This window comes from Mannheimia granulomatis, assembly GCF_013377255.1.
In the GTDB taxonomy this organism is placed as follows: Bacteria; Pseudomonadota; Gammaproteobacteria; order Enterobacterales; family Pasteurellaceae; genus Mannheimia; species Mannheimia granulomatis.
Genome location: NZ_CP016614.1, coordinates 1,063,179 through 1,078,574, shown reverse-complemented (window position 1 = coordinate 1,078,574; position 15,396 = coordinate 1,063,179). Strand labels below are relative to the sequence as shown.

Below are 15,396 nucleotides of genomic sequence, written 5' to 3'. Positions count from 1 at the left end.
TTTGCAAAAAATTAAAAAAATGTAACCGCTTGTCCCTCTTTCTGGAATATTCTTGAAAGAGGGTTTATTTATTTTTATCAGATTAGAATTATGTTCCAAGATAACCCCCTTTTAGCTCAATTAAAACAACAAATTGAAGCCAGTAAAGAATATGTAGAAGGCTCAGTTAAAAGCTCAGATAAGGCTTTTGGCTTTTTAGAATGCGAGAAAAAAAGCTATTTCATCCCCCCGTCAGAAATGAAGAAAGTCATGCATGGAGACACTGTTAAAGCTGTCGTTAAACGTGATGGTGATAAAGAACAAGTTGAGCTAGATTCTTTAATTGAACCAATGCTCGAACGTTTCATCGCCCAAGTACGTTTAAATAAAGAAGGTAAATTACAATTAAATGTTGATCATCCAAGCATTAAACAAGCTATTCCTGCAAATACCCACAAAAAAATCACTGAAAAATTAGAAAGCGGAGATTGGGTAGTTGCACAGCTTAAAAGCCATCCGTTGCGAGATGACCGCTTCTTCTTCGCTCAAGTCACTCAATTTATCTGCAAAGCTGAGGATAATTTTGCACCTTGGTGGGTAACGCTTGCCCGCCACGAACAACCTCGTGAACCTGTAGCAAATGAAAAAAGCTACGTACTACAAGATGAATTAATGCGTGAGGATTTGTCTCATCTTTATTTCACAACCATTGACAGCCCAAGCACACAAGATATGGACGATGCCTTATATATTGAGCCTATCTTAGATAACAACATCCAAACCGGCTGGCGTTTAGTGGTGGCGATTGCCGATCCAACCGCCTATATTCCGGAAAATTCCAATATCGAAAAAGCAGCTCGAGAACGTTGCTTTACCAACTATTTACCGGGCTTTAACATTCCGATGTTGCCACGAGAATTATCAGATGATCTCTGTTCTCTTGTACCAAATCAAAAACGCCCTGCATTAGTAGCTTTTATCGAAACTGATTTAGAAGGTAACTTAGCAACCGAAACAACCTTTACTTCCGCTTGGGTGGAATCTAAAGATCGGCTGGCATACGATAATATATCTGACTATCTTGAAGGTGTAGAAAATGCATGGCAGCCTACTTCAGCTGAAACCAAACAGCAAATTGATTGGTTGCATCAATTTACTCAAACCCGTATTCAATGGCGAGCTAAAAATGCCTTGCAATTTAAAGAACAAAGCGATTACTCTTTTGAATTAAATGAAGACGGTTCAGTAAAAGATATCCATGTGGAACATCGCAGAATTGCAAATCAAATGATTGAAGAATCAATGATACTGGCGAATATCTGTTGTGCGAAATTCTTAAGCCAACATGCCCAAACAGGTGTATTCAATACCCACGCAGGTTTTGATGCAAAAAATCTTGAATTAGTGAAAACCTTCTTACTAAACACTTTAGCAACCGACGAAAACCGAGAAGTGCTTGCTGAGCGTTACTCAGCCGAACGATTATCGACTCTGGAAGGCTATTGTGAAATGAAACGTGACACTCAAGATTTCCCCGAAAAATTCTTGGAATTACGTCTACGCCGTTACTTAACCTTTGCGGAGTTCAAATCTGAAGTGGCGCCACACTTCGGGTTAGGTATCAGCCATTATGCGACCTGGACTTCACCAATCCGTAAATATGGCGATATGGTTAATCACCGCTTAATCAAGCAGGTTTTATTAGGCAAACAAATCAAGGCAGTTGAAGCATCTGTTTTAACTCGCCTGCAAGAGGCCCGCCGACAAAATCGTCTGGTTGAACGTGACATTGCCGATTGGCTCTATGCCCGTTACCTGTTCCCGATGGTTGAACAAGCGGTCGAATTTGAATGCGAAATTGCAGATGTTTCTCGTGGTGGATTACGTGCAAAAATCATCAAAAACGGGGCACAAATATTTGTACCGTTCTCGAGCTTACATGATAATAAGGAAGAAATAGAGTATCGCCAAGAAGAACTTGCCCTTTACATCAAAGGCGAAAAAGCTTATCAAATTGGGCAAGAAGTTAAGGTGAAACTGACTGAAGTACGTTTAGAAACACGTTCTATCGTGGGGAATATCGTATAAATATATGATGGGGCGAATCATTATTCGCCCCATCATATTAGGAAATCTTTTGAAAGGACGAAAAATTTTTCGCCCTACGGAAATGGGACAACATATGTCAACATATATCGTTGGCGACTTACACGGTTGCTTTAAAGAATTTCAGCTTTTACTGGAAAAAGTGAATTACAACCCAAAACAAGATGAACTCTATTTAACTGGCGACTTAGTCGCTCGTGGAGAAGATTCTCTTTCCTGCTTACGTTTTGTCAAAGAGCCGAAAAATAACGCCAAAACTGTGCTTGGTAACCACGACTTACATTTACTTTCTACTTTACTTGGGTTTAAAAAAGTCAAACCGAATGATAAAGTCGATAGTATTTTCCAAGCGGAAGATCGTGCTGATTTGCAAAATTGGCTGAGAAATCAACCGCTTGTCATCCAGCACCCAACTCATCAATTTTTACTCACCCATGCAGGCATAAGCCCTGAATGGGATTTAGCAACCGCTTTATCCTGTGCTAAAGAAGCTGAGGAAGTCTTAAAAAGCCCCAACTATGCAGATTATATTTGCCAAATGTATGATAATCAGCCGGAAGCTTGGAGTGAGGATTTAGAAGGAGTTGCACGCTGGCGTTATATCATCAACGTTTTCACCCGTATGCGTTTTTGTTACGCTGACAAGCGGTTAGATTTTTCTTGTAAATTACCAATTGAAGAAGCGCCAAAAGAACTACTACCTTGGTTTGAATTAGCTAATCCGCTATTTGAAAAAACCGAAATTTTATTTGGGCATTGGGCAAGTTTGATGGGGAAATCAAGTCGCTCAAATATCTACGCCTTAGATACCGGCTGTGCTTGGGGCAGCTATTTAACAATGATCCGCTGGGAAGATAAACAATTATTCACTCAACCGCGTTTAAAATAACCAAATAGCGTCTATACCACCTTGCATGCAAGGATTTTTTCTATTAGAATTCCTCCCATATCGCGACTATAGCTCAGTTGGTTAGAGCACCACCTTGACATGGTGGGGGTCACTGGTTCGAGTCCAGCTAGTCGCACCATTATTTTTAAGCACGAAAATCCCCATTCGTGCTTTTATCCAAAAAATCCCTTAATAAATCAATAACTTAATGATTTATAATACCTCCCCAAGTGTAGCATAACCTCAATAAATCAAGTGTTTTTCTTATGAAAACTTGATATTTATTGATCGTTTATGATCTCCATTAACATTCCTTTGCACAAATTTGCACACTCAAATTGCACACAAACAAAGGAAGAAAAAATGGCTACAATCATTAAGAATGGCAACAAATACCGAGTCCAAATCCGCAAAAAAGGTATTTACAAAGCGGCTACGTTTAGTACAAAAACAGAGGCTAATCGCTGGGCTTATGCGATAGAGGCTCAAATAGATGCCGGCGAGTACAACACCACCCCAAACATCTTATTTGCCGAGCTGATTGACAAATATCTCAAAGAGGTAACACCAACAAAACGAGGACAACGCGAGGAGCGATTCCGCCTACTCCGCATTGCACGCAGCAGTTTAGGTAATGTTGCCCTGCCGGAATTATCAAAAGAGCATTTTAGAAAATGGCAAAATCAACGTTTGCAAGAAGTGCAACCTGTATCGGTAGCACGAGAAAGGGCCACCTTGTCAGCCCTTATGACAAAAGCTCTTGAGTGGGATTACCTCAAAGAAAACCCCTTAAAAACGCTGGAAAAACTCAAAACACCACCGGCAAGAACTCGCCGATATAGCGAAGAGGAAATCGACAAGCTGATTTTTGTTTCAGGCTACGGACCTACTCAGCCACCGCTATTGATGCAAAACAGAGTGGGAGCCGCGATTTTATTTGCAATAGAAACTGCAATGCGAGCAGGAGAAATTACCGGCTTAAAATGGGAACACGTTAAGTTAGAACAACGCACAGCCTATTTGCCAAAAACAAAAAACGGCTATGCTCGCACTGTACCATTAAGCACTAAAGCGGTCGAAATTTTAAAGCACCTATCACAGCTTGAGCAGGATAAAGATAATAGTGTTTTCCAACTCTCAAGCCGTAGTCTAGATGCCATATTTCGCAAGTTAAAACGCAAAGCCAACCTACACGAGGCTAATCTACATTTTCATGACACCAGACGAGAGGCTCTAACACGTCTGTCTAAGTATCTGTCAGTGATGGATTTAGCCAAAGTATCAGGGCATAGAGATATAAATATGCTGCAAAATACCTACTACAACCCCGATATCTCAGAGCTGGTGAGTAAACTGCAGTAATAACAAAAGCCGATAAACCTCAAAATTTATCGGCTTTTGCTTATAAGGCTTGGGAGAATACCCTCTCAGTTGCAACTTGAGCCAAAAATCCGCTACGTGTCTTATATTCTGGATTTCTTGCTACTAATTCGTCAATGCGGCGAATTAGTAAAGTAGGTAATGTAACATTGATTTTTTCCGACTTACCCATTAAATGGGTTAAATCTACATCCACCAATGCAAACATAAACCCCTTAAACTCAGGCTTATCTTTATGCTCGGTTAACCCTTGAGGCTGAGGGATTTCTTCGCCATCCTCAATCATACCTTCAACATGAAATTCAATAGCTTCTTTTGCATTAACAAAGGCTTCTTCGAGCGTATCTCCTGCAGAAAAACAGCCCGGGACATCAGGCACAACAACACTATAAGCGTGGGTATCATCCCCCATTTCAATCGCGATTGGATATAACATATAAACTCCTATTTTAAAATCCTAAACCGTTAAAACAAGGGGGCTATCACAGCCCCGCTTGGGTTAATATTGATTTAACTGTTTTAATTGCTAAATCTTTTTTAGGATGAGGCACTGTAACACGCCCCGTTTTTGTTGGATGCTTAAATTGATGATGGCTACCTCTTACCGCAACTCTATACCAACCGTCATCCTCAATCCTTTTTATCAAAGTTCGGCTATCCATGGTTTTACCTCGCTTATTTAGGATAGAGTTATAATAACTCTACTCTTTTCATATTGCAAGCACTTTTTAGGGTTATTGGAGTTATTTTTATGATCTTCACCAAAATCAGTTAATTACTCAGGATATTCAACACTTTAAACAAAATCAGTAGCATATAAAGGCGTATACGATACGTGATCTGCACCCCAAAAGTTGGACTAAACAACCAACTGATTAAGGTGCAGATTTTTATGACTAAATACAACCTATCTTTCAAACAGCAAGTGCTCGAATTTTATCTTCAAAACGATAAAAATCGTTCATTGACCCGTCAACATTTTCAGCTTGCGGAAACGACCCTAAAACGCTGGATTAACCAATATAACCATAATGGTATCAATGGGTTAGCGGTTTTAGGCAAAAATCGGATTTATCCGCCCGAATTCAAATTAGCCGTCGTGCAAGCGGTCAAAAACAGGCAATTTTCTGCAGAATCTGCCACACTTTATTTTGGTATTGCCAATTCGGGTATCATCAGCCAATGGTTGCACACCTTTGATAAACAAGGTATAAACGGTTTATTTCCTAAACCGAAAGGGCGCCCGCCGATGAAACCGAAATACCCGAAAATGCCGCCACCACCGAAAACCGAAGAAGAACGCTTGCGTTATCGTATTTTAGAGCTGGAAGCGGAGAACGCCATTCTAAAAAAGTTGCAGGAACTCAACCAAGCCAAAATGCGGAAAAAGCCAATGTCGTAAAATCGTTGCGAAATCATTTTCCACTTGAAATGCTATTGCAACTTATCGGTTTAAGACGGAGTACGTTCTTTTATTATCTTGCCGATAAGGTGGATAAAAATGCGGAGATTGCGCAGAAAATTGCCGAGATTTTTCACGAAAATAAGGGGAATTACGGCTATCGTCGCATCACGTCAGTTTTGCGAAGAAGTTGGACAATCAATCACAAAAAAGTCCAAGCAATCATGCAAAAATTGGGGTTGAAAGGGAAATGTCAGCGTCGAAAATATCGTTCTTATCAAGGCGAGGTAGGTAAAATAGCGGATAATCTGTTGGCACAATACTTCCGGGCAACTCAGCCAAACGAAAAATGGGTGACGGACGTGAGCGAGTTCAAATATGCGGAAGGTAAGCTGTATTTATCGCCTATCAAGGACTTATTTAATGGTGAGATTATCGCTTACGATTTGGCAAGAACCCCGAATTTTGAGCAAATTACCCGAATGATGGAACAAGCGGTAGCAAGGCTTGATGGTGCGAGACCGATATTGCATTCAGACCAAGGTTGGCAGTATCAAATAGTCGGTTATCAAGCTATATTGAAACGAAACGGTATCGTGCAAAGTATGTCGAGAAAAGGAAATTGCTTGGATAATGGGGCGATGGAAAGTTTTTTCGGGCGACTGAAAACGGAATGTTATTTTGGCAAGCGGTTTGAGACCTTTGCCGAGCTTGAGCAGACGATTCACAACTACATTCATTACTATAATAATGAGCGTATTCAAGTGAAATTAAAAGGACTGAGCCCTGTGGAATACAGGGCCCGGTCCTTGAATTAAATGAGTCTAACTTTTTGGGGGGCAGATCAAAATTGATAGCCTTTGTCATTTCAGTTATGCTGACTTCACTTTCTTGTTTTTATACCATTTCCAACCTATAAATAAGATTACTACACCTAAAATTACGAAAATAATATGCTGACCATTTGTAACTTGTTCTTTCAGCCAATCAATATTAGAGGCACCATAATCACCTAAATAAACCCAAATAGGCACAGAAATAATCGCAGCAATAAAATCAACGAATAAAAATTTAGCAAAACTAACCTTTCTGGTAATGCCAGAAACCAGATAGACTACCGCACGTAACCCTGGGAGGAAACGCGCCATGAAAAGTAATTTCCAACCTTGTTTTTCGAAACGTTCTTGTACTGTTGCAAAACGCTCAGGCGTTGCGACTCGTCTAATTAATGGAAACTTAAGAATTTTTTCACCATAAATTCTACCCAACCAGTACATCGTGCTATCACCGATCAATACACCAAACATACTGACTACAAGCATCCAATGTACATTGGTATAGCCCAACCCCGAAATAACACCGCCGGATACTAATGTAATATCTTCAGGAATAGGAAGCCCGAATCCACAGGCAAGTAGAACAAGAAATACAGCCCAATAGCCGTAACTACTAAAAAATTCAATTAACGTTTCCATATTACTCCTTAATTATTGTTAAATCTCTAACTGAGCTGCGTTTTACTAACTCCGGAAAAAATTCTAATACTTTTGGTTCTTTAGCTTTCTCATTATCTTCTATTCTTGCCAAGAGTAATTCCAAAGCAGCTGATCCCAAGCGGGATTTTGATTGGTGTACCGTTGTTAGTGGTGGCGCGTAAAAGCGTGAACTATGGATATTATCATACCCGATCACAGAAATATCCTGCGGTACACCTAAACCGCTTTCAGTAATTGCAGAAATTGCCCCTAATGCCATCACATCATTAAAACAGAATACTGCCGTTGGTAAGGTTTGACCACTTTTTAGCAAATTATTCATGCACTCATAACCGCCTTCTGGTTCAAAATCACCTTCTAAAACCCATTCATCACGGAGAACTAAACCGGCATTCGATAGCGCTTTTTTAAATCCGTCAAAACGAGTCCGTGCAATTTCTTTACTTAAATTTCCGGTAATTACCGCAATTTCTTTATGCCCATTTTCAATCAAATGCTGTGTGGCTAAATAACCGCCGTCAAAGCCATGATCTAAAATTAAATCACTACGCTCATCACTCATTCCCCAATCCATAATAACCATCGGAATATTGGTATTTTCGAAAATGTCGAAAGAATTATTGGTGTATTCAGAACACATCACTAAGATACCATCTACCCGTTTTTTAATAAGCATATCCAAATGATTTTGAATTTTCTCAGGATCATTTTGAGTATTACATAAAAACAGGGAGTAGCCTTTTCGGTAGCAATATTCCTCCACTGCTAGAACAATCTCAGCAAAGAAAGGCGATTCGCTGGTTGTAATGATCATACCAATCGATTTTGTAGTATTGATTTTTAAACTGCGCGCTACTGCACTTGGGGAATAATTAAGTTCTTTAATTGCATTCCATACCGCTTTAGTTGTCTCTTCTGCTACAAAGCGGGTTTTATTAATGACATGTGAAACGGTAGTAGTTGATACACCTGCCTGTTTCGCAACATCTTTTATCGTTGCCATAACTGTTTCCTTGAAAATAAATTCTTCGGATTATAACCGATTCTATCTTAGTTTTCTGCCAAAGCAAAAAACCATTAACTAAAAGCGGTTATTTACACCAAATTTTTTGCAAAAATGTTATGAAATATAACCGCTTGTTAAGCTTTGATTGCAATCATTGAGCCGAAGTTAAAACATTGAAACCATAACTCCACTTGCTCAAATCCGGCTTCTTTCAAACGGGCTTTATGAGTTTCAATACTGTCTGTTAACATTACGTTTTCTAATGCATTACGTTTTTGACTGACTTCCAGTTCACTATATCCGTTTGCTCTTTTAAAAGTATGGTGTAAATCAATCAACAATTCATTCATGATCTCACTATCGAAGGTAAATTTTTCCGATAATACCAACACACCATTTGAGTTCAGTCCATGATAAATTTTTTGCAGTAATTGAAGTCTATCTGCTCTTGGTAGAAATTGTAATGTGAAATTCAGCACAACCATAGAAGCATTTTTGATCTCAATTTCGCGAATATCATCCAATAAAATCTCAACAGGGATATCTGAATGATAGGCATTTAAATGAGCTTTACAACGCTCAACCATTGGTTGTGAATTATCCACACCGATAATTTGAACATCTTTCGCTTTTAGATTGCGCCGAATAGATAAAATTCCAGCACCTCGAGAACAACCTAAATCATAGACATTTGAGGAATCAGTTACAAAACGCTCGGCCAACATTCCGATTGCGGTGATGATGTTCGAATACCCCGGTACAGAGCGTTGAATCATATCGGGGAAAACTTCAGCAACCGACTCATCAAAGGTAAAATCCCCTAATTTTTCAATAGGCGCTGAAAATAACGTATCTTTTTGCATTTTATTCTCTCGATTTTTCTAAAAATTTGGTGATAGCACGAACTACGGCATCGGGTTTCTCTGCATGAACCCAGTGATCTGCATTCGCAACAATAAAAGATTTTGCCTGCGGGAATTGGCTTAAAATAGTATTCGTATATTCTTGCTGAATATAATCTGATAATGCCCCTTTAATAAAAAGGGTTGGTTTATCTACTCTTACCTCATGCCAATCCATTAAGTGCTGATAATTTTGGCTAAGTGCTGTTAAATTAAAACGGAATGACTCCTCGCTTGCATTATCAAAAGATTTAAGCATAAATTGTTGGATCCCCTCGTCAGGAATATATTCTACCATAATCGCTTTGGCTTGCTGTCGAGTTTCCGGCTTGGCATTTCGCACTGCTGTTAAGCCTGCAATAATTTGTTGATGACGATTTTGCGTATAAGTTACCGGTGCTATATCAATAATCACTAATTTATCCACTAATTCAGGGGCTATATCAGCTAATGCCATTGCACTTTTGCCGCCCATTGAATGGCCTACAATTATTGTATTTTGAATCTTTAATTCATTGAATAAACATTTTAGATCTTCGGCAATTATTTGGTAATCCATTTCGTCTGCGTGGAAAGATCGTCCATGGTTTCGCAGATCCACACGTAAAACAGCATACTCTTCGGCAAAGGCTTTTGCGATAATCCCAAGATTATTCAAATCTCCAAACAAACCGTGTAAAAACACCATGGTTTGGGCATTCGGATTATTTTCTACAGGCTGATAACTAAAGTGTAAAAGAGGTTGTTTTGTCATATAAATTTTTGCTTTTTAAAATACAAATTTTCAGCAAAGATCCTCTATAAAATCACAGCGATAATGCGTATAATATGACATATAATTACATGTTTTTATGATCAGATGAATGAGGATCCCGATGAAAAGAATCGAAATTGATGATGAATTATATCAGTATATTGCAAGTCGTACACAATCTATTGGTGAAACTGCGTCAGATATCTTACGTCGTTTACTACGCTTGCCAGAATCACCTCAACCGTTTGTTTTAGTACAAGAACATATGATTAACGAGCTTAAAGAGTTAGTAAAAAGCCCCTCTCGTGCTACAAAAAAAGATGAATCTAATATTGAAAAAACCGTTTCTAAACTAGAACATATCCTAGAATCTGAGCATTTTATCAATGAAAATAAAAATGTTGTGCGCTTTATTATGCTATTAGCCGCATTATATCGCTCAAATCCGGAAACTTTCGCCAAAGCAACTGAAAATGTGCGAGGTAACGAGCGAATTTATTTCTCACAAAGTGAAGAAGAGATTTTATCTACCGGCAGCAGCGTAAAAGCAAAACAGATCCCAGATTCCCCTTTTTGGGTCATCACCAACAATAATACTGCGCGTAAAGGCTTAATTCTTAAAGCGGTTATGGAGTCAATGAAAGTGCCAAGCCACTTAATTGAGCGTATCCAATCACTTTTTGTATAAATTATCAATGGTCGCTGATTGTTCTTTTTTTCCGACTTCCTTTTGGGCTACTCATACAGCTCAAAAGATCGCTATTATCTGGGAAAAAGATCAGTCAGACTATTTTTCATCTCTCCCATCTCAATTAAGTTGGGCTGAATTACATCAATTACTTCAACAAGTTTCAGTCTTTTTTCAACAAAAAGGGATAACCTCCCAAAGCTTAGTCGCCTATAGTGGAACCCATCGCTTATGTGGTCTTTTAACCTACTGTACAACACTAGCAATGGGGGCAAAGATTTTAATGTTAAATCCTGCTCTATCCGATTTCCAACGGCAAACTATCTTAGAAGATAACGGGGTTGACATACTCATTTGTGAGGATGACTTTGCAAATTTTTCTGCAAAAATGACCGCTTGTTATCATTTTCCTAAACTTAACATTCAACAGGCAGCCACCTTAACATTGACCTCAGGTTCTATAGGTAAACCCAAGGCGGTCGTTCATTCTATTTCCGCTCATTTAGCCAGCGCTGAAGGTGTCTGTGAATTAATGGGTTTTGAAAAACAACATAGCTGGCATCTCAGCTTGCCACTCTTTCACGTGTCAGGACAAGGGATTATCTGGCGTTGGTTACTAAAAGGCGCCACCCTTTATCTAACTGAAAATAAAGCCAATTTTTTTAAGACGCTTGAAAAAGTCACTCATAGTTCGCTCGTACCGACTCAATTACAGCGTTACCTTAACCAATTAACAAAACCGACTTCTCTAAAATGTTTACTTGGTGGAGCTCATATTCCAGCGGAATTGCTAGAAAAAGCACAACAATATGGTATTACCACCTTTGCCAGTTATGGGATGACGGAAATGGCCTCTACCATTTGTGCAGTGAAAAATGAATCGGATAATGTAGGTTTTCCACTGAAGTATCGAGAAGTAAAATTAGAAAATAATGAAATTTGGGTAAAAGGCGAAAGCTTAGCATTAGGTTATTGGCAAAAAAATCACACAATTCGACCGCTTGTCAATGAACAAGGCTGGTTTCAAACCAAAGATAAAGGGGTATGTAACGCACAGAAACAGCTTGTAATAAAGGGGCGATTAGATAATATGTTTATTTCCGGAGGAGAAAATATCCAACCGGAAGAAATTGAACTGGTGATTTTTCACTCTCAACTAGTAGAACAAGTTTTTATTTTACCTATCCCGGATAAAGAATTTGGTCAACGTCCTGTTGCTGTATTGCAATTTAAAAATCCGGATTTTTCACAAGAACTTAACAAATTGAAAATTTGGCTGTCTGATAAATTGGAAAAATTCAAACATCCGGTTGCCTACTATCTGCTAGATATTGAAAAATATCAAAAACAAGGCACAATCAAAATCTCCAGAACGGAGTTACAAAAAGATTTAAACAATAAAATAATAAAGGAAATCCATGTTTAAACACATTTTAAAAACACTTTTCATCAGTTTAGGGCTAATGTTGCATGTCAATAATAGCTATGCTCTATCTGAAATTCCTACGGAAAAAGTAATAAAACAGCAGCTAGATAGCGCAAAAAAACTAGACCAAACCGATGCAAAGAATAAAGCATTGGTGCAAACACTTGAAGAAACGTTATCACTTTTATCTCAAATAGAAAAACAAAAAGCAGAAAATGAGGCGTTAAAACAATCTATTCAGGAATCTCAAAAATCACTGAAAAACAGCCGTGCTAATCTTGAAAAATTAAAAGCGGAGATGATTCCTGCCATCGAAGCCTTAGATCAAAAATCAACAACTGATTTGCAAAAAGAGTTGACCGCTACTCAATCTAAATTAGAGGTGGTGCAACATGACTTAAGCGTTATTAATAATAACTTGGTTATTCAAAATACCGCACCGGATAAAGCACAATCAACTTTAACTGAAAGTGTTAAACGTAAACAGGTAATCAATACTCTACTCGCTTCCAGCTCAATAAGTAGTGAGGAGAGAAACAAATTAGAAACCGAGCTGGAATTAATTGAGCTAAAAAGTAGCTATAGCCAGATTTTGTTAAATGGTAACGAAAATTTATCTGCTCTCTATTCAGCCCAATTGGATGAGAAGAAACAAGCTCAGCAAAACCTACAAGCTGAAATTACCAACTTACAGAGTGCTATTGACAACAAAATTGTTGAAGAATCCAAAAATAAAGTTGAACAAGCTCAAGCGGTTCAAGATCAACAAAATAATGCGACTGCAAACCCAATTCTTTTGCGTGAGTTAGATACCAACACACGTGTCAGCCAAGAGCTACTCAAACAAACAAAAGATATGAGCCAATTGTCGCAAGATAATTTACGCATTAAAAGTATTCTAGATAATTTACAACAAACTCAACGTAATATTGAAGAACAAATCAGCTCGCTTCAAGGCACTCTTGTGCTTTCTCGTATCATCAATAAACAAAAACAAGCCCTACCTCAAGATGAATTGATTTCCGGCTTATCTAAACAAATTGCTGATTTACGTGTACGAGTTTTCGATATTACAGAGTTTAAAGACTCTTTTGCTGACCCAGCCGCTTATATTGCCAACTTGGAAAAAGATGAGAAGATAACTTTCACTGCTAAAGAAAAAGAGCAACTGACCAAGGTCTTACAAGAGCGTTCCGACACTTTGTCAGAAATGATCAAGTCATTAAATAACCAACTTAATTTATTAATTAATATTGAATTAAACCAGCAACAGGTTAAAACCATCAGCGATACTTTGCAGCAAAAACTACAGCAACAAAGTTTCTGGGTGAGAAGTAACAGCCCGATGGATTTGGAATGGTTTAGCAAATTTGTAGATATCGCAGGCTATCAATTTAATGATATTGGCAAAAAACTTAATTTCTCAAATTGGCGGGATAATCTGTTACCTGCCGGAGTATTAGTTACTTTCTTATTGTGTTTGGCGGCCTTTATTCAACGCCAGAAAAACAATATTAAACGAAAGTTAACTCAAATTAATAGCCAACTTAAAACCGTTGCAACCGATAGTCAATGGAATACACCTATTGCGATTTTTTGGACAGTAGTACTTTGCCTACCGAGTACTTTAATGTTCTTAGCTTGCTTTATTGCTATAACCTATATTTCATTCCAAAACCCAGTGGAAATTTGGCCTTGGGGACTAAAAATGGCGGTTTACTGGCTTTATTTTGCTTTTATGGTCGCTATGTTACGTCCTAATGGTATCGGCTATGTCCATTTTAATATGCCACAAAAAAGTAATGAAATATTCCATAACATCTTAAAACGCTCTGTATGGTTGATTGCCCTACTGTTAAACACCTCAATCTTCACTAACTTAGAGATGGGGGTAGCTTATGATGTGATCGGGCAAATCATGACTATTTTTACCCTAATTTTAATGATTTGGATGATTGTTCCTGCCTTTAGGCAAGCAATCTCAACCTATGAGAATGTAACAACAGGGGAAACCAAAAGCTCACCGAATCTTTTGCTAACCACAGTTAAAGTAGTCTTGCTAATTGCACCAATCATTCTGATTATTTTAATTGTACTGGGATATTACTATACTGCTTTAGTGATTATAGAGCATTTAGTTGACTCTTATTTTGCAATTATTACTTGGATTATTTTCCGTAATATTTTATACCGCGTATTTTCTATTTCATCACGCCGATTAGCTTATCGCCGTTTACAGGAAAAACGTGAGGCAGCCAAAGCAAGAGCCGAACAAAACAATGAAAATTCTAGCGAAATTGAGATTCCATTTGAATTAAGAGATGACTCCATTGCAGTAAGTGATGTCAAAAACCAAATGATAAAATTAATTGATTTCGTACTTTGGGTAGGACTCTTCTTGCTTCTCTACTGGGTATGGTCAGATTTAGTAACGGTTGCGCTTTACTTAGATGGTATTACCTTATGGCAACAAAGTGTAATTACCCAATCCGGCACAATAATGGAGTCCATCACTTTACTTAACTTACTGACAGCAATTATTATTATTGTGGTTTCTGTAGTATTAGTAAGAACGCTAGGCGGGGTTTTAGAAACACTTATCTTCTCACACATTAAGTTATCTCAAGGTACACCTTATACTATTACAACCTTATTAACCTATGTCATCATTGCATTAGGGGCGATATTTGCCTTTGCAACATTAGGGATGTCTTGGACTAAACTTCAATGGCTATTTACTGCTCTATCCGTTGGTTTAGGTTTTGGTATGCAAGAGATCTTTGCTAACTTTGTATCCGGCATTATTATCTTGTTCGAACGCCCTGTGCGAATTGGTGATACAATCACAATCGGTACTTTTAGCGGTAAAGTCTCTAAAATCCGTATTCGTGCGACAACCTTAGTGGATTTTGACGGCAAAGAAGTGATTGTACCGAACAAAGCTTTCGTAACCGAACGCTTGGTTAACTGGGCCTTAAGCAGTACTGCAACCCGAGTGATTGTGAAAGTCGGTGTCGGTTACGGATCTGATTTAGAACTCGTAAAACGCTTACTCTTAAAAGTCGCAGAAGACAATCCAAAAGTATTAAAAGATCCGGCACCGCGAGCTTTCTTCTTAAACTTTGGAGCAAGTACACTAGACCACGAACTGAGGGTTTATGTAAATGAACTGGCAGATAGGACCTCAACCGTCGATGCATTAAACAGCGAAATTCATCGTGTCTTTAATGAACACGACATTGAGATCGCATTCAACCAGCTCGATATTTTTATTAAAAATAACGACACACAAGACGAACTAAAAATTGATTCAAAACGTTTTGAATTTAACACAACAGACAACGCAAAGCATAAAGAAAAGGAATAAA

13 protein-coding genes, 1 tRNA gene and 1 pseudogene are annotated in these 15,396 nt (G+C 38.3%); 9 read left to right on the top strand and 6 right to left on the bottom strand.

Annotated elements, in window-relative coordinates; genetic code table 11:
- The first annotated feature begins 90 nt into the window (after positions 1 to 90).
- From A6B41_RS05085 to A6B41_RS05070, 4 genes are all read left to right on the top strand, one after another.
- Entirely contained in the window at positions 91 to 2,067 is a 1,977-nt protein-coding gene (locus tag A6B41_RS05085; RefSeq protein WP_027074708.1) for an exoribonuclease II, read from the top strand.
- A gap of 94 nt (positions 2,068 to 2,161) precedes the next feature.
- The gene (gene apaH, locus A6B41_RS05080) at positions 2,162 to 2,974 is read left to right on the top strand and encodes a bis(5'-nucleosyl)-tetraphosphatase (symmetrical) ApaH (RefSeq protein WP_027074709.1); all 813 of its coding nucleotides are present in this window, start codon (positions 2,162 to 2,164) and stop codon (positions 2,972 to 2,974) included.
- Positions 2,975 to 3,036: 62 nt separating this feature from the next.
- Positions 3,037 to 3,113, top strand: a tRNA-Val gene (locus tag A6B41_RS05075).
- 224 nt (positions 3,114 to 3,337) lie between these two features.
- The gene (locus A6B41_RS05070) at positions 3,338 to 4,336 is read left to right on the top strand and encodes a tyrosine-type recombinase/integrase (RefSeq protein WP_027074710.1); all 999 of its coding nucleotides are present in this window, start codon (positions 3,338 to 3,340) and stop codon (positions 4,334 to 4,336) included.
- Between the two features lie 40 nt (positions 4,337 to 4,376).
- Here the strand turns inward: A6B41_RS05070 and A6B41_RS05065 are convergent, their stop codons facing one another.
- Both A6B41_RS05065 and A6B41_RS05060 read right to left on the bottom strand, forming a co-directional pair.
- Complete coding sequence (locus A6B41_RS05065) at positions 4,377 to 4,790, bottom strand: type II toxin-antitoxin system HicB family antitoxin (RefSeq protein ID WP_027074711.1); 414 nt, start codon at positions 4,788 to 4,790, stop codon at positions 4,377 to 4,379.
- 46 nt (positions 4,791 to 4,836) lie between these two features.
- A complete protein-coding gene (locus tag A6B41_RS05060; RefSeq protein WP_027074712.1) occupies positions 4,837 to 5,016 on the bottom strand; it encodes a type II toxin-antitoxin system HicA family toxin in 180 nt (59 codons plus the stop codon).
- Between the two features lie 230 nt (positions 5,017 to 5,246).
- Here A6B41_RS05060 and A6B41_RS11265 point away from each other — a divergent pair.
- Both A6B41_RS11265 and A6B41_RS05055 read left to right on the top strand, forming a co-directional pair.
- Positions 5,247 to 5,540: pseudogene (locus A6B41_RS11265) on the top strand (helix-turn-helix domain-containing protein); the annotation flags it as partial.
- A 74-nt stretch (positions 5,541 to 5,614) separates the two neighbouring features.
- Positions 5,615 to 6,574 (top strand): IS3 family transposase, encoded by a 960-nt coding sequence (locus tag A6B41_RS05055; RefSeq protein ID WP_237052509.1) that lies wholly within the window; start codon positions 5,615 to 5,617, stop codon positions 6,572 to 6,574.
- Between the two features lie 54 nt (positions 6,575 to 6,628).
- On the opposite strand, the gene A6B41_RS05050 is transcribed toward A6B41_RS05055, so the two are convergent.
- From A6B41_RS05050 to A6B41_RS05035, 4 genes are all read right to left on the bottom strand, one after another.
- Positions 6,629 to 7,231, bottom strand: coding sequence for a DedA family protein (locus tag A6B41_RS05050; protein ID WP_027074715.1), 603 nt, complete (start codon positions 7,229 to 7,231; stop codon positions 6,629 to 6,631).
- Between the two features lies 1 nt (position 7,232).
- Positions 7,233 to 8,255 (bottom strand): HTH-type transcriptional repressor PurR, encoded by a 1,023-nt coding sequence (purR, locus tag A6B41_RS05045; protein WP_027074716.1) that lies wholly within the window; start codon positions 8,253 to 8,255, stop codon positions 7,233 to 7,235.
- Positions 8,256 to 8,392: 137 nt separating this feature from the next.
- Positions 8,393 to 9,121 (bottom strand): carboxy-S-adenosyl-L-methionine synthase CmoA, encoded by a 729-nt coding sequence (gene cmoA, locus A6B41_RS05040; RefSeq protein WP_027074717.1) that lies wholly within the window; start codon positions 9,119 to 9,121, stop codon positions 8,393 to 8,395.
- Between the two features lies 1 nt (position 9,122).
- The gene (locus tag A6B41_RS05035; protein ID WP_027074718.1) at positions 9,123 to 9,914 is read right to left on the bottom strand and encodes an alpha/beta fold hydrolase; all 792 of its coding nucleotides are present in this window, start codon (positions 9,912 to 9,914) and stop codon (positions 9,123 to 9,125) included.
- A gap of 121 nt (positions 9,915 to 10,035) precedes the next feature.
- Here A6B41_RS05035 and seqA point away from each other — a divergent pair, with 121 nt between their 5' ends.
- From seqA to mscK, 3 genes are read left to right on the top strand one after another with little or no spacing between them, the layout of a single operon-like run.
- Positions 10,036 to 10,602: a replication initiation negative regulator SeqA gene (seqA, locus tag A6B41_RS05030; protein WP_027074719.1), complete on the top strand. Its 567-nt coding sequence runs from the start codon at positions 10,036 to 10,038 to the stop codon at positions 10,600 to 10,602.
- A 7-nt stretch (positions 10,603 to 10,609) separates the two neighbouring features.
- Entirely contained in the window at positions 10,610 to 12,028 is a 1,419-nt protein-coding gene (gene menE / locus A6B41_RS05025; RefSeq protein WP_027074720.1) for an o-succinylbenzoate--CoA ligase, read from the top strand.
- On the top strand, positions 12,021 to 15,395 hold the full coding sequence (gene mscK, locus A6B41_RS05020; protein WP_027074721.1) for a mechanosensitive channel MscK: 3,375 nt from the start codon (positions 12,021 to 12,023) through the stop codon (positions 15,393 to 15,395). Before menE ends, mscK begins: the two co-directional genes overlap by 8 nt.
- Position 15,396 lies beyond the last annotated feature (1 nt).

What these genes read in the sequence shown, in the direction of transcription:
- A6B41_RS05085 (WP_027074708.1), top strand. Translation starts at nt 91, where the DNA reads ATGTTCCAAGATAACCCCCTTTTAGCTCAATTAAAACAACAAATTGAA.
- apaH (WP_027074709.1), top strand. Translation starts at nt 2,162, where the DNA reads ATGTCAACATATATCGTTGGCGACTTACACGGTTGCTTTAAAGAATTT.
- A6B41_RS05070 (WP_027074710.1), top strand. Translation starts at nt 3,338, where the DNA reads ATGGCTACAATCATTAAGAATGGCAACAAATACCGAGTCCAAATCCGC.
- A6B41_RS05065 (WP_027074711.1), bottom strand. Translation starts at nt 4,790, where the DNA reads ATGTTATATCCAATCGCGATTGAAATGGGGGATGATACCCACGCTTAT.
- A6B41_RS05060 (WP_027074712.1), bottom strand. Translation starts at nt 5,016, where the DNA reads ATGGATAGCCGAACTTTGATAAAAAGGATTGAGGATGACGGTTGGTAT.
- A6B41_RS05050 (WP_027074715.1), bottom strand. Translation starts at nt 7,231, where the DNA reads ATGGAAACGTTAATTGAATTTTTTAGTAGTTACGGCTATTGGGCTGTA.
- purR (WP_027074716.1), bottom strand. Translation starts at nt 8,255, where the DNA reads ATGGCAACGATAAAAGATGTTGCGAAACAGGCAGGTGTATCAACTACT.
- cmoA (WP_027074717.1), bottom strand. Translation starts at nt 9,121, where the DNA reads ATGCAAAAAGATACGTTATTTTCAGCGCCTATTGAAAAATTAGGGGAT.
- A6B41_RS05035 (WP_027074718.1), bottom strand. Translation starts at nt 9,914, where the DNA reads ATGACAAAACAACCTCTTTTACACTTTAGTTATCAGCCTGTAGAAAAT.
- seqA (WP_027074719.1), top strand. Translation starts at nt 10,036, where the DNA reads ATGAAAAGAATCGAAATTGATGATGAATTATATCAGTATATTGCAAGT.
- menE (WP_027074720.1), top strand. Translation starts at nt 10,610, where the DNA reads ATGGTCGCTGATTGTTCTTTTTTTCCGACTTCCTTTTGGGCTACTCAT.
- mscK (WP_027074721.1), top strand. Translation starts at nt 12,021, where the DNA reads ATGTTTAAACACATTTTAAAAACACTTTTCATCAGTTTAGGGCTAATG.